Origin of the sequence: Paenibacillus xylanilyticus, assembly GCF_009664365.1 — a bacterium.
Classification (GTDB): Bacteria; Bacillota; Bacilli; order Paenibacillales; family Paenibacillaceae; genus Paenibacillus; species Paenibacillus xylanilyticus_A.
The window spans coordinates 960615-982858 of the sequence record NZ_CP044310.1; the positions used below are offsets into that span (position 1 = coordinate 960615).

The 22244-nt window shown below is 49.9% G+C and carries 14 protein-coding genes; 12 read left to right on the plus strand and 2 right to left on the minus strand.

Going from position 1 to position 22244, the window contains the following annotated elements; all coding sequences use genetic code 11:
• The first annotated feature begins 69 nt into the window (after window positions 1-69).
• The 7 genes from F4V51_RS04365 to F4V51_RS04395 all read left to right on the plus strand — a co-directional run bounded on the left by F4V51_RS04365 (window position 70) and on the right by F4V51_RS04395 (window position 7836).
• Entirely contained in the window at window positions 70-663 is a 594-nt protein-coding gene (locus F4V51_RS04365) for an ECF transporter S component (protein WP_095288623.1), read from the plus strand.
• A complete protein-coding gene (locus F4V51_RS04370) occupies window positions 664-2187 on the plus strand; it encodes an ABC transporter ATP-binding protein (protein ID WP_153977007.1) in 1524 nt (507 codons plus the stop codon).
• Window positions 2162-2956, plus strand: coding sequence for an energy-coupling factor transporter transmembrane component T family protein (locus F4V51_RS04375; RefSeq protein ID WP_153977008.1), 795 nt, complete (start codon window positions 2162-2164; stop codon window positions 2954-2956). Before F4V51_RS04370 ends, F4V51_RS04375 begins: the two co-directional genes overlap by 26 nt.
• A 96-nt stretch (window positions 2957-3052) precedes the next feature.
• Window positions 3053-5338, plus strand: a complete 2286-nt coding sequence (locus F4V51_RS04380) for an outer membrane protein assembly factor BamB family protein (protein ID WP_153977009.1) — start codon at window positions 3053-3055, stop codon at window positions 5336-5338.
• 130 nt (window positions 5339-5468) lie between these two features.
• The gene (locus F4V51_RS04385; RefSeq protein WP_153977010.1) at window positions 5469-6257 is read left to right on the plus strand and encodes a methionine ABC transporter ATP-binding protein; all 789 of its coding nucleotides are present in this window, start codon (window positions 5469-5471) and stop codon (window positions 6255-6257) included.
• Complete coding sequence (locus tag F4V51_RS04390; protein WP_227779605.1) at window positions 6230-6922, plus strand: methionine ABC transporter permease; 693 nt, start codon at window positions 6230-6232, stop codon at window positions 6920-6922. The genes F4V51_RS04385 and F4V51_RS04390 overlap by 28 nt, the downstream gene beginning before the upstream one ends.
• A 74-nt stretch (window positions 6923-6996) precedes the next feature.
• The gene (locus tag F4V51_RS04395) at window positions 6997-7836 is read left to right on the plus strand and encodes a MetQ/NlpA family ABC transporter substrate-binding protein (RefSeq protein WP_153977011.1); all 840 of its coding nucleotides are present in this window, start codon (window positions 6997-6999) and stop codon (window positions 7834-7836) included.
• A gap of 119 nt (window positions 7837-7955) precedes the next feature.
• Here F4V51_RS04395 and F4V51_RS04400 read toward each other — a convergent pair whose 3' ends face one another.
• Window positions 7956-8822: a helix-turn-helix transcriptional regulator gene (locus tag F4V51_RS04400; RefSeq protein ID WP_153977012.1), complete on the minus strand. Its 867-nt coding sequence runs from the start codon at window positions 8820-8822 to the stop codon at window positions 7956-7958.
• A 140-nt stretch (window positions 8823-8962) separates the two neighbouring features.
• On the opposite strand from F4V51_RS04400, the gene fabF reads away from it, so the two are divergent.
• The gene (fabF, locus tag F4V51_RS04405; protein WP_153977013.1) at window positions 8963-10207 is read left to right on the plus strand and encodes a beta-ketoacyl-ACP synthase II; all 1245 of its coding nucleotides are present in this window, start codon (window positions 8963-8965) and stop codon (window positions 10205-10207) included.
• Between the two features lie 71 nt (window positions 10208-10278).
• Here the strand turns inward: fabF and F4V51_RS04410 are convergent, their stop codons facing one another.
• A complete protein-coding gene (locus F4V51_RS04410; RefSeq protein WP_153980558.1) occupies window positions 10279-11511 on the minus strand; it encodes a nitrate/nitrite transporter in 1233 nt (410 codons plus the stop codon).
• Between the two features lie 430 nt (window positions 11512-11941).
• Between F4V51_RS04410 and F4V51_RS04415 the strand changes: the two genes are divergently transcribed.
• The 4 genes from F4V51_RS04415 (at window position 11942) to F4V51_RS04430 (ending at window position 21985) form a co-directional block, all read left to right on the plus strand.
• Window positions 11942-14125 (plus strand): FAD-dependent oxidoreductase, encoded by a 2184-nt coding sequence (locus F4V51_RS04415; RefSeq protein WP_153977014.1) that lies wholly within the window; start codon window positions 11942-11944, stop codon window positions 14123-14125.
• Window positions 14126-14157: 32 nt separating this feature from the next.
• On the plus strand, window positions 14158-16290 hold the full coding sequence (gene nasC / locus F4V51_RS04420) for an assimilatory nitrate reductase catalytic subunit NasC (protein WP_153977015.1): 2133 nt from the start codon (window positions 14158-14160) through the stop codon (window positions 16288-16290).
• A gap of 281 nt (window positions 16291-16571) precedes the next feature.
• Complete coding sequence (locus F4V51_RS04425; RefSeq protein ID WP_153977016.1) at window positions 16572-16991, plus strand: hypothetical protein; 420 nt, start codon at window positions 16572-16574, stop codon at window positions 16989-16991.
• Between the two features lie 23 nt (window positions 16992-17014).
• Window positions 17015-21985 (plus strand): DUF4132 domain-containing protein, encoded by a 4971-nt coding sequence (locus F4V51_RS04430; RefSeq protein ID WP_153977017.1) that lies wholly within the window; start codon window positions 17015-17017, stop codon window positions 21983-21985.
• Window positions 21986-22244: the final 259 nt, after the last annotated feature.

Here is a 22244-nt window from a genome sequence, read left to right on the forward strand (position 1 = left end):
GGAACCGGGGAGGCTTTTTTTATTTTCATTTCATAACCTTATGGGAAGCAGAGAAAGGAAGTAGAGGACATGTCAACAACAGTGCGCAGCAACAAATTGAAGTTAACTGATATTTTGGTGACGATCGTGATCGCGGTTGTATTCGGGGTCATCTACAAGATATGGGGACCGACGTATGATCTGATGAAGCCTTTCGGCGTACATGCGGAGCAGATGATCTATGGCATGTGGTTTATGGCAGGTACGTTCGCCTATGTTATCATTCGCAAGCCGGGGGTGGCCATTCTTGCTGAAGTAGCAGCCTCGACCGTCAGTGCTTTTCTCGGGAGTGAATGGGGGATGTCCACCTTGGTATACGGTCTGTTGCAGGGGCTGGGCGCAGAGATCTTCTTCGCCGCATTCCTGTACCGCAAAACGAATCTGTTCGTCACCTGCCTTGCAGCTATTGGGGCAGCAGCAGCTTCGCTTTTGCTCGATTACCAGTATGGATACATTGACTCGTTATCGGCGTGGAATTACACATTGTTTATCGGCTTCCGCTTCATTGGAAGCATTCTGATTGCTGGTGTATTTGCTTATTATCTTGCGAAAGCACTTGAACTCACAGGCGTGACCCGGTCATTGAGACCGGTCTCCAAGCAGGATTATGAGGCACTGGACTAAATGAACGGAGAAGGGAGTGTGCAGGCGGTAGGCATTACCAATCTAAGGTGCAAGTTCCCGGGAGAGCAGGACCTGGTATTCCAGGGCTTGTCTCTCTCCGTGCGTAAAGGGGAAAAAGTGCTGCTGCTCGGTCCAAGTGGTTCAGGCAAGTCCACGCTGCTGCAAATATTGAGCGGTCTTATTCCGCGTTCCGTGGAAATCCCGATGAAATGTGATGAGATTCAGGTGCCGATTCAGCCAGGCATTGTATTCCAGGACCCGGATACCCAATTTTGTATGTCCTATACAGATGAAGAGATTGCTTTTGTGCTTGAAAATCGGAATATCCCAAGGGACCAGATGCCTGAGCTGATTCAACATTATATGGAGCTCGTTGGCCTTTCTTTTGAACATAATCGTGCATGGATTCAATCGATGTCCCAGGGGATGAAGCAGCGCCTTGCGATTGCCTCTATTCTTGCCATGGAGCCGGATGTCCTGTTTCTGGATGAACCAACAGCACTGCTCGATGATGAGGGAACCACGCAGGTATGGGATACGGTGAAGCAGGTCGCACAAGATAAGACACTCATTATCGTGGAACACAAAATCAATGAGGTGGTGGACGTGGTTGACCGAATCATCGTGCTATCACCCGAAGGGAAGATTGTGGCCGACGGACAGGCGGAACAGGTCTTTGCGAACGAGAGGGATATGCTTAAGGAGTATGGCATCTGGTATCCGGGAGTATGGGAGGAACGTGGAGCTCGGAAGGTTGAAGCGAAGCGACAGGATTCTCAAGAAGCCTTTAAGCATATGACGTCCGGATCTGGCAGTCGCACAGAAGTCGAAGAAGATGATTCCAGGGAATCAGGTGTATACCATCCGGCACTCGAATTGAGGCAATTCACAGGGCTGCGAGGGAAGAATCCGGTTGTACAGATCGATCACGCTGACGTATTTCACGGGGATTGGGTAGGAATCGTTGGAGCTAATGGCGCTGGAAAAAGTTCATTATTGCTTTCCCTGATGAATATCCTGAAGACGACGGGACATTATCGTGTTGAAGGACAACGGCCCGGCAGGATCAGAGAGCTGGCTGACCGCATTGCATTCGTGTTTCAGAATCCGGAATTTCAATTCGTTACGAATTCGGTTCTGGATGAGGTGGAATTTTCCTTACTCGGGGGAGAACTTACTGCGGAAGAGCGACGGGCCAGAAGCATTGAAATGCTGGAGCAATTTGGACTCAGTGAGCTGTCTGGGAGGCACCCGTATCAATTGTCGATGGGACAGAAACGCCGTCTCAGTGTAGCTTCTGCTATGGTTCGCAGACAGCGGATATTGCTGCTGGATGAGCCCACATTCGGACAGGATGCACGTAATACGTTTGCCATGCTGGGACAACTGGAGCGCCTGCGTCGCGCGGGGACGGCCGTGGTCATGGTGACACATGATCAGGAGATCGTGAACCGATATTGTACGAAAGTGTGGACTGTAGAAGAGGGGAGGGTTACGCATGCAGCTATCGTTTCCTCATCGTGAAACCTGGCTGCACGCCGTGAATCCGGGCCTTAAAGTTATTTTCCTGACCCTGATGTTTATCCTGGTTATTCTTATTCACAATCTGAACGTCATGATCAATGTAGCGGTTGTCATGCTTCTGTTACTATGCTGGGCGGGTCATCCTTGGCATCGGCTGCTGCTCTATGCGTCGCCTTTTATATTGATCTTTATCTCCACCTCCACAGGCATGATGATGTTTGGTAAAGGCGAGACGACGTGGTACAAATATGGACTGATACATATCACGGAGGAGAGCTTCTATCGCGGGCTGCACCTGGGGTTTCGTTCCCTGAGCATGGCGGCTGCGGGATTGTTGTTTGGCCTGACCACACGTCCGGTTCATCTATTCTACTCGCTGATGCAGGAGTGGCGTCTTCCGCCCAAGTATGCCTATAGCTTTTTGGCCGCCATGCGCATGATTCCCATTCTGCTGGACGAATTCCAGACGCTGCGTTATGCCATTCGCATCCGCGGTACGCAGCAGCGTGTTTCATACTGGAACGTCTATGGAACCTTGAAGCGGTATGCGATTCCCCTGCTGGCGCAGAGCATCCGGCGGGCAGAGCGCATGGCCATCGCCATGGAGGCAAAAGGATTCGCAGACGGCGCGAGCCGGACGTATTACATCCAGACCGGGTATTCCCGGGCGGATCTGTATTTTGTGTTGTATTTTATAACAACCCTTACTATAGGTTACATGTTAGGCTGGGAATTCCCTTATTACCCGGCGATGCTGGATGTCAGATGAAGAGAAGGGACGGACATTTTTTTGGCGGTACAGTAACTTTTTCTTGTTCAAAACGTCTTTAATGGAAATAACTTCAAAAGGATGGAGTGAACCAACGTGAAGGCAGGCGGGAACTGGCGAAAAAAGGGTTACAGGTGGATCACCATTACCGGAGCAGCTGCTGTGATCGTTACAGGATACATGCTGCTGGATCTGAATGTGGCTGCCCGTGAAGGCCAAGCCCCAATATCAGTTACACAAGCCCTATCGGCAGCCATAACCTATAAAGCTGGAGAAACCGTCACTTTGGGAAAAGGCCTGCCTAGGTATGCCCAACCGATGGATCACAAGGTTCCCGTTGATCAGATGAGAATAACTACATATACCTCCGGCGGGGAAAAGCTGAAAGTACAGATTGTTCGCGGAGATTGGATTAGGTTGAATCATAGCGAGTTCGGGAGTTTCTGGGTGCCGGGATGGTACGCATCCAAGGAAAGTCAGACGATGAAAAGGTCCACACCGCAGAACTTTACACTCCGGGCGGGAAGTAAACTGTATCTGTATCCTGGAAGCCAGACAAGCTGGCCTTCTGCCAGTTCTCTAACGGATCATGCGCTAATTGTTGCATCTACGAAGGAGTGGTATGGTGTCTCCGTTCCTCCGCGAACCTGGAATAAAGAGTCGAACGTATACCGTCCAGCCATAATCTGGGTTAGGGCGAAGGACGTACAACAGCGCGTGAACGTAGCGGACGGCTGGTTCGGGAATCAGTCCTCCATGTCTATAGCGGATGTGCGGCATCTGACGGATATTTTATTAGATAAAAGCACGACCTCAAAACAAGCTGCTCAGTGGCTCGGCGAGCCGGATTGGAAAGAGCATTCCCAGAATCTGAATGAAACCCATGTTTCCATGAGCATTGGACAGACCTGGCGATATGAGCGGGAAGACGCACAGTTTCTGGTAACGTTTAGCAAGACAGGAAAGCTGGTGCAGACACGCTGGAACATCCCGGTGGATGATCGTAATAATGTGGTCCCTTCGGATTGGAATTTCAGTCGTTCGGACGACTATCAGTTCACAACCCAAATTCTTGGCAAAACCCTGCCTGCAACGTTACCTTGGAAATCCACATGGACCAATCAGGGCAAGCTGAATTATCCCTTTCTGCAAGCTGCAACAGCGGATGTGCTTCTGATGAAAGGAGACGACGGTGGATTTAGCGGCATGCATTATGACAAATCCGTGTACGCCCTTGATCGACATACCGGGGAAAATGTGTGGGAGATTCATGCAGGCTTCGGTGCACTCCAAGCACAATTGGATGCGAAGCGCGATGGCGTAACGATCTTTACGTCCTATGCTCCGGGAGATAAGGAGTACAAGGATCGCATACGTCACATCAAACTATCGGATGGGAAAGTGCAGTGGGAATACAAAACCGGCTCCAAACTTTCACTTCGTGGTATTACAGCTGCGGAGAATGTTGTGGTGGTGGATAGCCCGGTTGCGGAAGGCTCCAGTCAGGGACGGATCACCGTGCTGAACAGTTCTAATGGCAAAACCCTCTGGACTAAGAAGCTAAGTGCCGGATATCAATTGTTCAACCAGACAGCAGCTGACCCGTATGTGATGTATTGGGAGAAAAATCAACTGGTTGCAGCTGACCCGCTATCAGGTCGTACGGTATGGAGTATCAAAACCGGTAAGCCTACTGTGGATCATATCGAGAATGATCCGTACTTCGACGGAATCACCCGTCTTGATCCATTCGCAGAGGCAAAGCCTGAACGCTGGATGCTGCTTGGGGATCAGTGGGTGTTGGTCGATCTGAATTCAGGCAAGAAACTTGCTCACTTTCAAGCCCGGAACGGACAGCGCTTCGAAGTGCTGAATGATGGCATGCTGTTGATCCGCGAGAATAAGCAAGGTGAGCATTACGGCGATTATTCTGATTTTACAACGACGCTGTATGATGCCAAGAACGATAAAAAACGATGGACGTTAAACGACAAGGTTGAGCGAGGGTTTGTGGCAGACGATCAACTATATGTAATCAAGAACGGCTATCCGGCCGCACTGGATTATCAAACGGGAAAAACACGCTGGGACGCACAATATACCATCTCTTCCTTGAGATACCCTACCAACCAGGGAAGTTACCTAGTTATCGACGACCAACTCCTGTTACCCATGGGTGAGGATCTTCTGATCATGAACAAAGAGGATGGTACACTGGTCGGCCGAGTGCATGACGTGGTCATGGGATCGCCGGAACACCGGGATCGGGATGCCAAAAATGGCACAATAAATCGGATAGGTGATGAAATCTACATCGGTTCTTCGAACGGCAGATTCAGCTTGTATCATGTAAACGATTTAAAAACAGATATCTCTCGTTAAGGCTTGTTTCACACAGAATGTTGCTTTATTATAAATGAACAGGATTGCTCGCGCTCCGGTTATCGGCTGTGCGGGCTTTCTTCATGTGTTCTCGAAGGACCATGCATGATTAATCGCAGGAGGAATCTCCATGATTTCATTATACGGCGTAAGCAAGCGTTATAACGAACGTGGGTCCCGGGCTGATCAGGGATTCGAGGCGTTAAGCTCTGTCTCGCTTGAAGTGGGACAGGGAGAGATTCACGGTATCATTGGTTCCAGCGGTGCGGGCAAATCAACGCTTCTCCGCATGCTGAACGGGCTTGAAAAGCCGGACTCCGGTGATGTAACCGTAGGCGGACAGCAGCTGACCCGGATGAGCGAAAGAGCCCTTCGTCAGGCGCGTCGTTCCATCGGCATGATTTTTCAGCACTTTAATCTGGTGAGCAACCGAACGGTGATTGGCAATGTATGCATGCCTCTTGAACTGGCGGGTGTTTCCCGGAGAGAACGAGAAGAACGCGGACTTGAGGTGTTGAGATTCGTGGGTCTCGAGGATAAGGCGAAACAATATCCGGCCCAGTTAAGCGGAGGACAGAAGCAGCGCGTGGCTATTGCGAGGGCTCTTGCGAGCCGGCCTGATGTATTGCTCTGCGATGAACCAACGTCTTCGCTTGATCCTCAGACAACGAACGGTATTCTGGATGTGCTGCGCCATGTGAATGAAACACTGGGTGTGACCATCGTGCTGGTTACGCATGAGATGGAGGTTGCGCGCAGACTCTGCCACCAAATTTCCGTGATGAGAGAAGGGCGTATTGTCCGAACGCTAACGGAAGCGGAAGTACGCAGTATTCCCGCACCACAGCCGGATTTGCTAACGTCCTTGCTTACTGGTGAAGAGGCGGAGCCATGGGAAACGGAGGACGAGGAACGATGATACCTGAATCCATATTGAAGTACCAGGATGAGATATGGAAGGCGATCGGAGAGACCTTTGTCATGGTTGGCATCTCGATTGGAGCAGCTGTCCTGATTGGGCTTCCACTCGGCACGCTGCTGTATCTGTTCCGAAGAGGACAACGATATGAGAACAGGCCGCTGTTCACGATTCTGGGCAGCCTGGTCAATATCATTCGTTCGTTCCCGTTTCTGCTGCTGGTCGTATTCATGATTCCGTTCACGCGTATGATTGTGGGAACGGCGATGGGGACATTGGCAGCGGCGGTGCCGCTTTCCGTTATTGCGATTGCCTACTATGCCCGCCTGGTAGAACAGGCACTGCTCGATGTGCCCAAAGGTGTGGTTGAGGCGGCATCCTCTATGGGTGCATCAACCATGCAGCTTGTGCTGAAATTTTTGTATGTGGAAGCACGTTCAGGTCTCGTACTCGGACTGACCACGGCGACGATCAGTTTTATCTCCTATTCCACGGTGATGGGCATTGTCGGCGGTGGAGGTGTTGGTGATTTTGCCATTCGTTACGGATATCAGCGGTTCGAGACGGAGATCATGGTATTTACGATCATCATTATGATCATTCTGGTGCAGATGATCCAGTTTACCGGAAGCAGATTATCCCGCTGGCTTGATCGCAGATCATGAGGCAAACAAGGTTAAAGGGCGAGAAGAATTTAGGATGACATTACAGACTACACGATGAAGGGGCTAGAATGAAAATGAAATCAAAAATGATCCTTATGCTGCTCGCAGTGATGCTGGTTGTATCCGCATGCGGCAAAAAAGAAGAGACACCTGCTGCGGAGGGTAATAATGAAGGCAGCCAAGCAACTCAGGAAGTGACGTTGAAAGTGGCAACATTGATTCCGCCAATGACCGATGTACTGGATATTGTGAAGCCGCTGCTTAAAGAAGATGGCGTGAATTTGGAAGTTGTCGTTCTGTCTGATAACGTTCAACCGAATACGGCTTTGAAAGACAAGGAAGTTGATGCTAACTTCTTCCAGCACGTGCCTTACATGAACCAATTCAACGAAGCCAATAATGCGAACCTGGTAGCTGTACAGCCGATCTACAACGCGATCTACGGTGCGTATTCCAAAAAGTACAAAACCACTGAAGAACTGCCTGAAGGAGCAACGGTTGCTATTGCCAATGACCCTTCCAACATTGGACGCTCACTCGTAATGATGGAACAAAACGGTCTGATCAAGCTGAAAGAAGGCGTAGGATTCAACGCAACACAGGCGGATATTATTGAGAATCCGAAGAACTTCAAGTTCCAGGAAGTGGACCTGCTCATGCTGGCCCGCATGCTGGATGATGCAGATCTGGTTGCCATGACACCGGCGTATGCAAGCCCGCTGGGACTTACACCGAAGAAGGATGCACTGTTCACGGAAAAGGATGACTCCCATTTTGCCATCACTTTGGTTGCACGTGAGGATAACAAGGATTCCGAAGCCATTCAGAAGCTGGCCAAACGCATGGCAGGCCCTGAAGTGAAGGCTTTCTTCGAAGAGAAGTATGCAGACATCGCCATTCCGGCGTTTGAATAACATTTGCTACGCATAGATTGATCTAATCCATATCCGATACAAAGGGCTGGATGATCATCAAAAAGATCCGAGCGGAAACCGCTCGGATCTTTTTTCGTTTGGTTGCATTGGAATGCTGTTTATACGTTAGGTCTGGCTTGTCGTTCCTTCTCACGTTCCATAAGGCGCATCAATTTCCGCTCGGTGGCCGTATCCTGTGCAGGAGTGTATATACTGCAGCGCAGATCAGTATTACCCTGAACCTGTAACGAGGTCAGATTGAACAACATTTTGCCGGCTCTGGAATGTCTGAATTCAATCAGTACGTCTGGTGCACTGCTCACGCTGCTTTGTTTCCACAGGGACTGGAATTCCGGATATCGATCCATCATTTCATTCAGAAACAGATTGTACCATTCATCATCGACATATTGGCCGTAATAGGCACGGAAGATCGCAAGGTATCCGAGGACAAAATCCTCCCAGTTGACTGCCAGTCTCCGAAATTCCTTGCGCTCAAATAATAGACTAATCATGTTTCGCTGTTCGGCAGGAATCTGCTCAAAATCAATGAAGACATGACTGGCAGCTTCATTCCAGCCAACAATGTAGCAGCGGCGATCGGAAATAATGGTGGGACAATTCTGGAGCTCCTGCAGTATTTTTTGCAGGGAAGGATGGAGCTGGTAAGGCTCTTCCTCACGGATATGAAGTTCGGAGTAATGCTCCATGGCAAGGGAGAACAAGTACTTGCGTTCATCCGGGGTCAGCTTGAGTGCGGAAGCTATGTTATCCAATACCGAATGGGAAACCTGAATATCCCTTCCTTGTTCCAGCCAGGTGTACCAAGTCGTGCTTACGCCCGCCAATTGGGCTACCTCTTCTCTTCTTAAACCCGGTGTTCTGCGCCGGGTGCCTTCCAGCAAACCGACCGCTGACGGAGCTATTTTGGCGCGTTGAGTTTTCAAAAATACGGATAAAGCCTGAAGCCTGACATCCTGGTTCATCTCATTCCACCCCAACCTCATTTATCATGGTAGTCATTATACTATTATAATTCACAACTTGTAATAGGATACTGCACGTGCCAATATAAATGCAGAAGTTCAGTCGGTTAGCCTGAATGGCTAGGGAGGATGAGTTAGATATGGAACGTGAACGTGTTGTGATTACCGGTATGGGAATTGTCTCGCCGCTGGGCAATGATGTAGTTACATTTTGGAACGGACTTGTGAAAGGACAGTCAGGAGTATCATTAATTGAAAGCTTCGATACCACTTCATATAAAACCAAAATGGCTGGTGTGGTCCGAGATTTTGACGGAGAGGGTCGCTTCGGACGCAAGGAAGCCCGTCGTATGGATCGATTTTGCCAATTTGCTGTAGCGGCAGCTGACGATGCTCTTGTGCATTCGGGACTGGATATGGAGAAAGTCGACAGGGAACGGGTTGGGGTATACATTGGTTCCGGCATCGGCGGCATTCAAACGCTGATGGAGCAAGGAAAACTGTTGTCCGAACGTGGTCCCAGCCGAGTTAGTCCGACCCTTGTGCCAATGATGATTTCCAATATGGCAGCTGCCATGGTGAGCATGAAATTCGGATGTTGGGGACCGACGCTTTCACCTGTGACTGCCTGTTCCATTGGAAATACAGCCATAGGTGAGGCCTTCCGGCTGATTCGTGACGGAGGTGCAGATGTCATTATTGCCGGGGGAACCGAAGCAGCTATCACGGAAGTTTCGCTAGCCAGCTTTGGTAATGCCACCGCGTTATCCACAAGAAACGAAGCCTACGAAATGGCGAGTCGCCCCTTTGACGCTGGAAGAGATGGGTTTGTGATGGCAGAAGGTGCGGGGATTGTGGTAGTAGAGTCTCTATCACACGCTCTGGCTAGAAACGCAAATATTCTGGCTGAAATTGTTGGATATGGTGCCAGTTCAGACGCATATCATATGGTAGCGACCCATCCGGAAGGTCGCGGAGCGTTCCTGGCCATGAGAGCTGCGCTTGCAGACGCGAAGCTTCAGCCTGATGACGTGCATGTGATTAACGCCCACGCAACCAGTACCGAAGCAGGAGATCTTTCGGAGACCCGAGCGATTAAACAGCTCTTCGGTGAAGCTGCGTATCGTATTCCCGTGACGGCCAATAAATCAATGACTGGGCACATGCTGGGAGCCGCTGGTGGAGCGGAAGCCATCTCACTGATTCAAACCTTGCAGCATGGCATCATTCCACCAACGATTCATCAGGAGCAGCAGGACCCCGACTGTGATCTGGATTATGTACCTAATGAAGCCAGAGAGGCAGAGATGAAGATCGGAATGTCCAATTCCTTTGGTTTTGGCGGGCATAATGCCGTCGTTGTTTTTCGCAAATATACATCCTGACAACAAGAGAACAGCAGCAGCCGAAGGGCTGTGCTGTTCTCTTTTTAAATGCGTTTGGTCACCTGTATTCTCTATGAAGAGAGGGATGTGGATTCCGTTTTGCTCGTAGTAAAAGATTTCTTCAGCCATTGACCGCGCCATTTGGACTGCATTACCAGTACGAGCAGCATGGATGCGGCTGCAATCAGACTAAGGATGACGAATCCTGGTGTATAGGACTGGTAGGAGCTGTACAGTTGACCAAGAATCAGCGGGAGTGCGTATCCGCCCAAGCCACCTGCCGCGCCGACAATGCCTGTCATCAGGCCGATTTCATTGCCGAATCGTTGTGGAACCAACTGGAACACGGAACCATTGCCAGCCCCAAGGCACATCATGCCCAGGAATAACATGACGACGACCACAGGAAGTGGAGGGAGGAAAGAGACACCAACAAGCATGACACAGGCACCGGTGTACAGGAATGTCAGCATTCGCGTACCACCAATCTTGTCTGCCAAGTAACCGCCGACCGGTCGGAAGAAGCTTCCGGCAATAACGCAAAAGGTTGTGATATCAGCGGCCCGGACAGGAGACAAGCTATATTGGGTGTTGAAGAAGATGGTCAGATAGTTACACAATCCCACGAAACCGCCAAAGGTTACACAATAAAATGCACAGAATACCCAGGCATCCCTTTGTTTCAGCAAGGTGCCGTACTCAGAGAGCTTCTTCGGTGCTGGTCGGTTAGGACTGTTACGGGCAAAGATGGAGAATAGGATGAAAACGACCACGATTGGAATGATGGCGAGTCCAAAAACGACTTCCCAGCTGCCGAAATGAGTAGCCAGTCGGTTGGCAAACAGAGTAGCGAGTACCGTCCCGCTATTCCCTGCTCCGGCAATTCCCATAGCAAGTCCCTGGTGCTCCTTGGGATACCATTGTCCCGCAAGTGGAAGAGCGGCGGCAAAAGAGGCCCCGGCAACACCGAGCAGGAGAGCAACAACATACAACTGGCTTAGGGAGTCCACCCACAACCAGCCTAATAATAACGGAATTAGCGTAATCGACATTCCGATCTGGGCCGTAAGTTTTGGACCAATATAATCGGACATAAAGCCAAGCACAAGTCTAAGAATGGAGCCGCCAAGGATGGGCAGTGCCACAAGGTTGGCTTTTTCCAGAGGGGTCATCGGGTAGTCCATGGCAATAACAACCGCGAGGGGGCCAAGCATGCCCCAGATCATAAAACTGATATCAAAATACAGAAATGCCCCGAACAGGCTGGGCTTATGCCCGCTCTTCCAAAAACTTTTGCTCTCCACCATTCAGCATCGCTCCTCATCCAATTGAATAATCTTACCCTGTCTTTGTGCAGTTCAGGCAAAAAAAGGCCGCAATTCGTCCAGATGATGAACGATTTGCGGCCTCATTGCCGGCAGGCAGGACACGTCATTGTGTTCCTGCACCTAGTTTGATCACAGCACGGTGATTTTGATTCAAATTATAAAAAGAGAATTTATGTATGTCAAGAAAAATAACATTAAAATTTTAATTAAATCGTTTTGAAAGTTAATTCAGAATTATGTGTTAATTTTGTTGACATATAATAGGGTTTGCCGTAATCTGAATCTAATATGAAATCACACAATGGCGTGTGATTTCCGGAGGCAACGGTGCCCTTTTCCGATCCATGGAGAAGGGATTTTTCTGTTTATTTTTAACTCAGCATGTCACAGAGACAGGGGGCAGCCCATGAGCAAGAAGAAGCTGGTTGTTATCGGAAACGGGATGGCAGGTGTTAGGTGTGTGGAAGAGATCATAGCCGTATCTCCGGATACCTATGAGATTGTTATCTACGGAAGTGAACCACGTCCCAACTATAATCGGATCATGTTATCCAAAGTGCTGCAGGGTGAGCACGATCTGCAGGATATTATCATTAATGACTGGAGCTGGTATGAGGATCATGGTATCCGGCTGTGTACGGGTGAGACGGTCCACAAGATTGATACTCCGTCCAAAACGATTGAAACGATATCCGGAATAAGGGAGTCCTACGATATTCTAATCCTTGCGACAGGGTCTGCTCCGTTTATTCCGCCCATTCCTGGTGTGGATAAAGAGAGGGTGATGTCTTTTCGCACCATAGATGACTGCGCACGCATGTCCGCGTATTCCAAAGTACATCGTAAGGCAGCCGTTATTGGTGGGGGATTGCTTGGGCTTGAAGCCGCCCGCGGACTGCTGCATTTGGGAATGGAAGCCGTTGTGGTGCACAACGCATCTTACATTATGAATCGGCAGTTGGATCTGCAGGCAGCGACCATGCTTCAGCATGAGCTGGAAGCTCAGGGGATGTCTTTCCTGTTAAACAAAAACACGCAAAAAATTGTGGGTCGGTCCCAGGCTCAGGGACTTCAATTTACAGATGGAACGAAGCTTGAAGCACAGGTTGTCGTTGTGGCCGTGGGCATTCGCCCCAATGTTGAAGTGGCCAGGCGGAGCGGAATCAGGACCCACCGGGCGATTGTGGTCGACGATTACATGCGTACCAGCGTACCTGATGTGTATGCTGTCGGTGAATGTGCCGAACATCGAGGCATCAGTTACGGTCTGGTAGCTCCCTTATATGAGCAGGGGAAGGTACTCGCACGTTTTTTATGCGGACAGGAGACAGCAGAGTATAAGGGTTCTATTCCATATTCTCAACTGAAGGTGTCTGGCGTTGACGTGTTCTCGGCCGGAAACATTAGCGGAGAAGAAATGCGGACGGCTGTACAGATGCTTGATGGTATTCGGGGTACGTATAAGAAAATATTGATGAAGGAAGGGCATGTAAGTGGAGCGATCCTGTTCGGGGATACGACGGAGAGTGCCAGCCTATTGGGACTCGTACAGCGTGGGGCTGGAGTCGAGGAACTTGCTCCGCGCGAGGAAGGGCCGAATCCAGCCGAGAAGGCGGCAGCAGCTTTGGCTGATCAGGAGACAGTGTGCGCCTGTAACCATGTGAGCAAGGTGATGATCATGAGGGCCATACAGGATAAGGGGCTGCAGACTGCTGAACAGGTGAAGGAGCATACCAAGGCCTCCGGTTCCTGCGGCGGATGTCGTCCAATGGTGACGGCTCTGGTGAAGCACACGCTGCATCTCCAGAAAAACGGCGGTAATGCAAGCGAAGCAGCAGCTGCGGCAAAAACGGCAGAATGGCCCGTTTGCAGTTGTACGGATCTGGGCCATGCCTCGCTGAAAGAAACGCTCAAGCGGTTGTCGGATGGTAATCCCTCTGAGCTTGCAGCTTCGACAGACCATCACCATCTGTATGGCATTCACGAGGATGATGGAATGAGAAGAATCATGCAGCAGCTGGACTGGAGAACAGAAGAAGGCTGCGATGTCTGCCATCCTGCACTTCGTTACTATTTGAAGATAACCGGGAAGTGGATGAGTATGCAGCAGCCTGAACGGGCTGGAAACCGGAACGATATTCTGCGGGGCGCGGTTGTGGGTATCGAGGTCCATGCAGGTGATATGAAGTTCGAAGCCATGGCAGAAGACCTTCAATTCAGGTGGGTTAATGCAGATATGCCTGCTCCCGTGAGGGTCGTCTTGTCGGGTGGAGCAAGCTCATGGGTAAGCCCGATCGTGCAGGATATCGGTTTGCAGGAATCTCCAGCCGGCTGGGAAATTTACGCGGGTGGTCATGCGGCTCATCCGGTAAAAGAGGGGGCACTCCTCGGACTTGGCGAGACGGAAGAAGATGCCGTGCAGCTGATCTCGGCATGCGTGGAGTGGTATCGCCGAACCGCCTGGTACGATGAACCCCTCTGGGCATGGGTAGAGCGATTGGGGTTCATATCGATCCGCGAAAATCTGTTGGATCCACAATTTCAGATCGAGCTTGCGGACAGAACAGTAAGCGAATTGACTTTTACTTGACCCAAAAGGTAGGGAAGGGAGTGAAGATGGGAATGAAGACATCCATGGAAGACAGTTCGTTTGTTTCAAAACTGCATGTACGGGAGACGCAATGCCCCTATTGCAGCGTACAGTGCAAAATGACGGTCGAGGAAATTGCTGGGCCCATCGCTGGTGAGCGCCGTGCAGCGTATACCGTTGAAGGCGTGCCGAATGAAGCTTCACAGGGAAGATTGTGTGTCAAAGGCATGAATGCACATCAGCATGCACTGAGTGGACAGCGACTTCTGCAGCCTCTCATCCGCCGGGATGGTGAACTGATACCTTCTTCATGGCCTGAGGTCACCGAATATATTGCAGGACGTTTTACCAGTCTTCACAATCAATACGGAGCTGATGTAATCGGTGTGTATGGAGGGGGTTCCCTCACCAATGAAACAGCCTATTTGCTAGGGAAATTCGCAAGGGTTGCTCTAGGGACACGATATATTGATTATAACGGTCGTTTCTGTATGTCAGCCGCTGCCTCAGCAGGAAGTAAGGTGTTTGGCATGGACCGGGGGCTGACATTCCGCTTGTCCGACATCCCCCTGGCCCAGTGCATTGTACTTGCAGGGACCAACGTTGCAGAGTGCCAGCCCACGCTGCTGCCTTATTTCAACCAGGCGAAGGAAAATGGAGCGTACATCATCGTTATTGATCCGCGCAAGACAGCTACTGCAGCCATTGCCGACCTTCATTTGCAGATCAAACCGGGTATGGATGCACTGCTTGCGAACATCATGCTGAAGGTCATTATGGAAGCGGGACTTGTGAATGAGCATTTTATTGATGCAAGAACCCAAGGCTATGAGAGTTTGCAGAATGCACTGAGCGAGATAGACCTGGAAGAATCCGCAGAGCAATGCGGGGTGGACTTGACCCTGATCCGTCAGGCCGCAATGGCCTATGGTCAGGCGGAGACAGGCATGATCATGACTGCGCGCGGAGTGGAACAGCAAACGGATGGACATCTTGCGGTCCGTCATTTTCTTAACTTGGTACTGGCAACTGGAAAAATCGGCAGACCAGGCTGTGGTTACGGTGCGATCACTGGACAGGGAAACGGACAGGGCGGAAGAGAGCATGGGCAGAAGGCCGATCAATTGCCAGGATATCGTTCCATAGAAAATGAACAGGACCGCGCACATGTAGCATCCGTCTGGGGAGTTGCACCTGAAAGCTTGCCGGGAAAAGGAGTATCTGCCTATGAAATGATGGAACGGGTTCACGAGCAGGAGATCCGTGCCCTGCTTGTGATGGGCTCCAACCCGGTTGTATCCAATCCCAATGTTCGCTTGGTGGAAGAAGGCCTTTGCAAGCTGGATTTTCTGGTTGTGGCAGATATGTTTCTGTCCGAGACAGCGAAGATGGCTGATGTGGTGCTTCCAATCACGGCTTATCTGGAGAACGAAGGTACGCTGACCAATCTGGAAGGACGGGTGCTGTTACGGGAACAGGGCAGACCGGCACCGGGAGGGACCCGCCACGATTGGGATATTCTATGCTCCATTGCCAGCGGACTCGGCAAAGCTTCTTATTTTCAATATGCATGTGCCGAGGATATCTTCAATGAACTCAGATTGGCCAGCCGGGGCGGGGTTGCAGATTACTACGGAATGACCTACGAACGTCTGCGGAGGGAGAAAGGCATTTACTGGCCCTGTGTTTCTCTGGAGGATGCGGGTGAAGGATTGCTTTTCAGTGAGCGGTTTGCCCATGAGGACGGCAGGGCCACATTCACAAGTGAATTAAGTGCTGGCTGGCATGATGTCTCGCGGGAATTTCCTCTGATTCTGACCAATGGCCGCGTCCTTCCTCACTATTTGACTGGCGTACAGACCCATCGGAGCCCAGCGCTGGAAGCCCGTGAACTGGAGAATTTTGTGGAACTTCATCCGGGTACAGCTGCACGTCATCGAATTATGGATGGGGAGTGGGTCGAGATTCAATCAGTGCATGGGAGCTTCACGGTACGTGCCCGTATTAAGGAACATATTCGCGAAGACACACTGTTTGTACCAATGCATTGGGGCGGCATTCAGAACGTCAATCGGGCGACCAGGCCCGATCTGGACCCTTACTGCCGTATGCCAGGCTTCAAAACGGCGGCTGTAACGATTCGCCCCATGCGATTGGCCAGATGAATCCAAAGCTGTTCATTGTCTCATAACACAAATCAGGTCTGTATGAATGCTGATGTGGCTGGGAGTTCCAAGGTTGTTGGAACAACCCGGCTTTTTTTTTGCGTAAGTACGTTGGGGTTCAGTAGTTCGCAGGTTTCAGGTAAACGTGAGAAATGGCTCATGATTGTGGCGGAAATATTGGTTATGATGCTAATAAGGGGTACATGTGTACGTATTTTTAGTTTTTTACTAGACTGGTGAGACGTAGCTAGTCAGTTCATATAGAAGAAGGAGGGGGCGTTGTGAACGTATGGGTCACGGTGAAAAGCCTGGGCAAACGCAAGCCTGCACTTGCCAAGCAAGCCACAGCACTTCCGGAAACAACCGGAACGTTACGAGAGCTAATCAAACATATGGTACACGTGCAGGTGAACGCTCTTCAGGAGAAGAAAAACAGTGCGGCGTTGCTCACCTATCTTATGCCTGAGGAAGTTCAACGTAAGGGATCAACGGGAAAAGTCGGTTTTGGTGAAGTATACAATGAGGAAATTCAAGACATGGAGCATGCGGTTCAAACGGCTATGATGGCTTATGAAGATGGACTGTACAAAGTCTTCCTCAATGATGAAGAATTGTCCGAATTGGATGCACCACTGGAGTTGCAGGAAGGTGACGAATTGGTGTTTATCCGGTTTACCATGCTTGCCGGCCGCTTGTGGTAATTAAACGATAAGGAGGAGATTGGATGAATCAGAAAGATAATGAACTGGTGTATATCAACGGAATGCAAGAGAAGGCAGAATCATTGAACGGGACCTGGCAGGAGCTTGCAGGATATGTGGTGGAGATGGCTGGTTCCACGTATTTGCGCGGAGATGAAAAAGTATATTTGAATACAGAGGAATTGCTGCAAAAGCAGGCAGCTGCAACGGGAAAGCCCGTATTCGAACCCTTGCTGAACGTGCTTGAGCAGCTGACGAATGAATGGGTGGTCGAACGAATCCGTTATATTGCTGACCGTGCCACCCATTTTCCATACAGTGTCATGTACGAACGCCGTCCTTATCGAACTGCCAATCCGGAGCAGCATTTTGGACAGGTAATCCGCAAGCTCATTGGATTGCTGCGCATGGAGATTCACCAGTTCTCCCTGAACGATTATGTATCGGTTCGTGAATACAAGTTTGATCATTTGTACGAGGTTCGATCCGTGCTTCCGGATTGCATTGCATATGATCTGGATCATGACAACGGGGGTATGAAGCAGGCCTTACACGAGATTATATATGGCGATAATCAGTCGGCGTTGCTTACTGGTGAGATGATCAAAGGTATATTCATGAGTGACCAGCCAGAGGCGTACCATATGGTGGGTGAGCTGCTTGTGGCAGCAAGGCTGCAGGAAGGATTGCGCCAGAGTATCGTTGAACGGATGGATGAAGGAACTATTGAAGCATTTATATACATATTAAAAGTAATCATCGATCACAATCTGATTCGCTACAGTTCAGTGGTTCGAGCATTAGCCGTATGGACAGGACTCGGAATTGAAGCGGCCAATTCGCGCGTTGCATCACAGTTGATTGAGCAAGCCTATGAAGCGCTAACCGATGCAGCTGTTCGTGAAGATTGGGAGCAGGATTCCAATGCCAATAAGATATTCATCAGTCTGTGGGCAACGGCTGTTATTGAAGAGGACCATCTTAATGACAAATTAATCCGTATTATGGATCACGGCCAACTGTATCAGAAAATCGTTGCGCAATATGTGCTTGCGAACAGTCAGAATCGTGACCTGAGGCTAAGGATTGCCCGTCGATATCTGGACGTACAGGATCTGGAGCTGATGCACTGGATTATCCAAAACTATGATGCCATGTACATGCATAACTGGCACTTCGAGGATGGAGAGAATCAGCGCAGCATTCACATTTCGCCCCTGCCTGTCTTTGAAGACAAGGCAATTCGGCGTCAGGACTTCGATCAATTTAAGCAGCTGCTGGACCGCATTCCTCTGGGAGGGGAAGGTGGACCATCTGGCGTTCTTGAATATGTCCATTACCGGATTGAACAGAATGATGTGGTCAAAAAAATGCTCTATCTGGCTGCGTATGATATGGACCCTGATTGGATCGGAGAAGTCATTGCAATCAAGGACATGCTGAGCCCGGAACTTCGAGGTGAGTTGTTATCCCAGTTCGTTCAGCAGCCTGATAACGAGGTGCAAAGACAGTTTGTGTTTGAGAGCCTGTCCGACAAAAGCATGAGTAACCGGGAGATTGCCCTAGTCAAAGTGAGGAAGCTTGAGCTGACTACTGACGAGATGAAACAGATGGAGGCCTTGCTCAAACTCAAGACCGGTTCACTTCGGCAGAAGGTCATTCAGGTACTTTTGCTGCAGCCTGCGGATCAGCTGGCGGTATCACTGGAACGTTTGCTGAAAGCGAAGAATGAATTGCAGCGTCTTGGTGCACTTGAGCTGTTGACCGAAATTTCGGCAGATCCGGAACGTGCAGATCAGCATGAGCAATTACAGCCGTTAGCTGGACTGATCCAGAAGCCTACCGCGAAGGAGCAAAAGCTGCTGGACAAGCTGGCGAAAGAGGGCAGCCGGTATACCTCTTCGAATGGTTTTGGATTGTTCGATCCATCCCGGGTGGAGCCCTTGCTGCAGGAGAAGCGTGATCTTGGTGATTTTAATCCGAAGGAAATCTTTACGCTTTCGCTGGAAAAGGCCAAACCATTTATGGAAGGATTAGATGCTCTGGTCCATCAACACAGGGATCATGAGTATGAGGTGGAGTATTATGCGGGCTACCGTGAGACGCTTTTGATTGGAGCCAGCCTGCGCTCCATGTTCTCCTATGCGGAACGAAATAAGATGAAACAGCTGGAGCAATATCCTCTCCACGACGTTTGGGAGGCGTATGTTGCGCAGAGCGATCTGAATAGTCTGGAACTCATGCAGCTCTATTTTATTTTGCAATTCAGCACACTGAGCGGCAACTTGGATGAACATTACAGCTATTATCACGATCAATATGATTATAACGAATTAAGCAAAATCCCATTATTGGAAGGCTGGCGCAAGTCCTTTGCCGAACAGACCTATCCTCTATCCTATATGGAAGAAATGAAGCGGATGGCGGCTTCGCTGACCTATACAGATCAGGTTGCCGAATTGATTGCGGCAGCGTTCATGGACAGCGACCCTGCAGATACATTTGAGATTGCGGAGAAGACATGGGCTTCCATTATCGCCAGTATGCCGGACGATCAACTGGAGAAGGAAGCCGGCATGCTTCATATCCTGACGGAACGGTGGAACTACCTGGTAAGAAGCAGAATATATGATGATGCCAGTTTCCAACGATTTTTCCAAACGGCGTACCAGTTCATCAACCTTGTGGGAAATACACAGCGTTTCTCCCTGTTATCATTCGAGGATTACGTGCGGGCATTCAAACTGCGTTTGATTGAGAAACAGACGATGTACCGTCAGTTGCTGACGGGCGGGGAGCGTTTTGCATTCATTCGTGAGCTGACGTCGACACGCACCGAAGGTATCACGGATGATCCGGAACTTATAGAGCTGCGGAATACTGTCGTTGAACGAATTCTGGAGATCGAACTGACACGAGGTGAGCTTTCCACCGAAGTCAGCACACTGGCCATGAAGTTTGAACGAATTGAAGGCATGGAACATTGGGTGCATCTGGTCTCAGCCATGGATAAGGATACGTTTGTACGAGGCTACATCTACAGCTACGGAGATAATACAACACGCAAGGAGACGTTCAGTCATCTGATTCAGGTCTGCCATCCACGTGAGGGTGAGGATGATACTCTCCTGGGCCAATTGTTAGAGCAAAATCCGATTCAAGAGAAAAAGCTGTTGGAAGCCGCCATGTACGCACCGCAGTGGATGGAGATTGTATCAAAGCATCTGGGATGGGAAGGACTTCGCAGTGCCGCATGGTACTTCCATGCCCACATTAATGAACGATTTACGGCTGAAAAGGAAACCATCGTCGCTCACTATTCACCGATATCGCCGCAGGAATTCAACGACGGAGCATTTGATATTGCCTGGTTCGAGGAAGCTTATGCTGCTGTCGGCGAGGAACGGTTCAATCTGTTATATGATTGTGCCAAATACATTTCCGGTGGAGCAAACCACCGCAGATCCCAGTTGTTCGCGGATGCAGCGTTAGGGAAGCTTCGTCTGGAGGACATGCGTCAATCTGTGCAGGAGAAGCGTAATAAGGACCATCTGCTCACATACAGTTTGATTCCATTTCAGGCGGAGCAGGAACGGGATCTGCGAGAACGTTATGATTTTATTCAGAAATTCCTGCTGGAGAGCAAGCAATTTGGAGCCCAGCGTCGTGCCAGCGAAGGTGCAGCCGCGCAGATTGCTCTTGGCAACCTTGCCCGCAATGCAGGGTATACGGACGTCACCCGGCTGATCTGGAACATGGAAGCGAGCAAGCTGGATGAGATGAAATCCTACTTTGAACCGAAGGCCCTGGATGAGACAACCACAGCACAATTGGTCATTGATGAGGATGGTCAGTCCGAGCTGGTTCTTGTAAGTAAAGGGAAGACACTCAAATCGGTCCCTGCACGATTCAAGAAAGATGGATACATTACGGAGTTGAAGGAATTAAAAGGGGATCTGGTTCAGCAGTATCGCCGGGCAAAACAGGAGCTGGAGCGTTCCATGACGGCAGAGACGGCCTTTACCGTCCAGGAAGTGACCAGCCTCATGCAAAATCCGGTTATTCGACCGCTGATTCGCACGTTGGTGTTCCAGTCAGGTGACCGATTAGGGTATTTCGATGCGGAATCTGCCGGCCTGGTTGTACCTGGCGAACAAAGTACCACACAAGCATTGCAGGAGCAGGATCCACTGGTGATTGCACATCCGCTGCAATTGTTCCGCAGCGGGACATGGAGCGAATTCCAGCGGGATCTGTTCACCCGTCAGGAACGACAGCCGTTCAAACAGGTTTTCCGTGAGCTGTACCTTCCAAATGAGGATGAGCTTGCGAATGGAACCGTCTCCCGCCGGTATGCCGGGTATCAGATTCAACCGAAGAAGACGGTTGCCCTGCTCAAAGGGCGCCAGTGGACCGTCAGTTACGAGGAAGGCTTACAGAAAGTCAGCTATGAGCATAACCTGATTGCCAATCTGTATGCCATGGCAGACTGGTTCTCGCCGGCAGATACGGAAGCACCTACGCTGGAGACAGTACAATTTTATGATCGCAAAACGTATAAGCCTGTAGCCTTGCAAGATGTACCGAAGGTCTTCTTCTCGGAGGTCATGCGTGATGTTGATCTGGTAGTCAGTGTTGCGCATGTGGGTGGTGTGGATCCAGAAGCCAGCCTGACAACGATTGAAATGCGTCATGTGATCGTGAATGAATCCCTGCGCCTGCTCAAGATAGACAATGTACGACTGGATGGCAATTATGCACGGATCGAAGGCGATCTCGGCGAATATGCCGTTCATCTTGGCAGTGGCAATGTGTTTAAACAGGCAACTGGTGCGCTATATATCGTACCTCTGCATAGTCAGCATCGGGGGAGAATCTTCCTGCCATTCCTGGATGAAGATCCAAGAACAGCGGAGATTTTATCCAAAATCATGCTGCTCGCAGAAGATAAGAAGATCAAAGATCCACAAATTCTGGCGCAGCTGAAGGGCTAGAAATAATTCGAGATCGCAGGCAAGTTTAGGACTCAGCAGGTGACACGGTTAGTAAGAATGGATGTAAATTTAAGGAAGTTTGACTGGAGAAATGGGACGCTATTAGAGGTGAGTAAGGAAGAAATAGCAGCCGGGGTACCTGTTAAAAGGGACTTCGGTTGCTTTTTATTTTCCATGCGGAACGAAGAAATTCATTGCATCCGTTTACAAATAGACTTTGGGCCCAGGTGTTCAACTTAAATTCCTTAATATGATAATT

Bases quoted from the DNA above. Each gene is read 5' to 3' on its own strand.
- F4V51_RS04395 (WP_153977011.1), top strand. From the start codon at position 6,997: ATGAAATCAAAAATGATCCTTATGCTGCTCGCAGTGATGCTGGTTGTA.
- F4V51_RS04390 (WP_227779605.1), top strand. From the start codon at position 6,230: ATGGGAAACGGAGGACGAGGAACGATGATACCTGAATCCATATTGAAG.
- F4V51_RS04375 (WP_153977008.1), top strand. From the start codon at position 2,162: ATGCAGCTATCGTTTCCTCATCGTGAAACCTGGCTGCACGCCGTGAAT.
- F4V51_RS04370 (WP_153977007.1), top strand. From the start codon at position 664: ATGAACGGAGAAGGGAGTGTGCAGGCGGTAGGCATTACCAATCTAAGG.
- fabF (WP_153977013.1), top strand. From the start codon at position 8,963: ATGGAACGTGAACGTGTTGTGATTACCGGTATGGGAATTGTCTCGCCG.
- F4V51_RS04365 (WP_095288623.1), top strand. From the start codon at position 70: ATGTCAACAACAGTGCGCAGCAACAAATTGAAGTTAACTGATATTTTG.
- F4V51_RS04400 (WP_153977012.1), bottom strand. From the start codon at position 8,822: ATGAACCAGGATGTCAGGCTTCAGGCTTTATCCGTATTTTTGAAAACT.
- nasC (WP_153977015.1), top strand. From the start codon at position 14,158: ATGAAGACATCCATGGAAGACAGTTCGTTTGTTTCAAAACTGCATGTA.
- F4V51_RS04415 (WP_153977014.1), top strand. From the start codon at position 11,942: ATGAGCAAGAAGAAGCTGGTTGTTATCGGAAACGGGATGGCAGGTGTT.
- F4V51_RS04385 (WP_153977010.1), top strand. From the start codon at position 5,469: ATGATTTCATTATACGGCGTAAGCAAGCGTTATAACGAACGTGGGTCC.
- F4V51_RS04430 (WP_153977017.1), top strand. From the start codon at position 17,015: ATGAATCAGAAAGATAATGAACTGGTGTATATCAACGGAATGCAAGAG.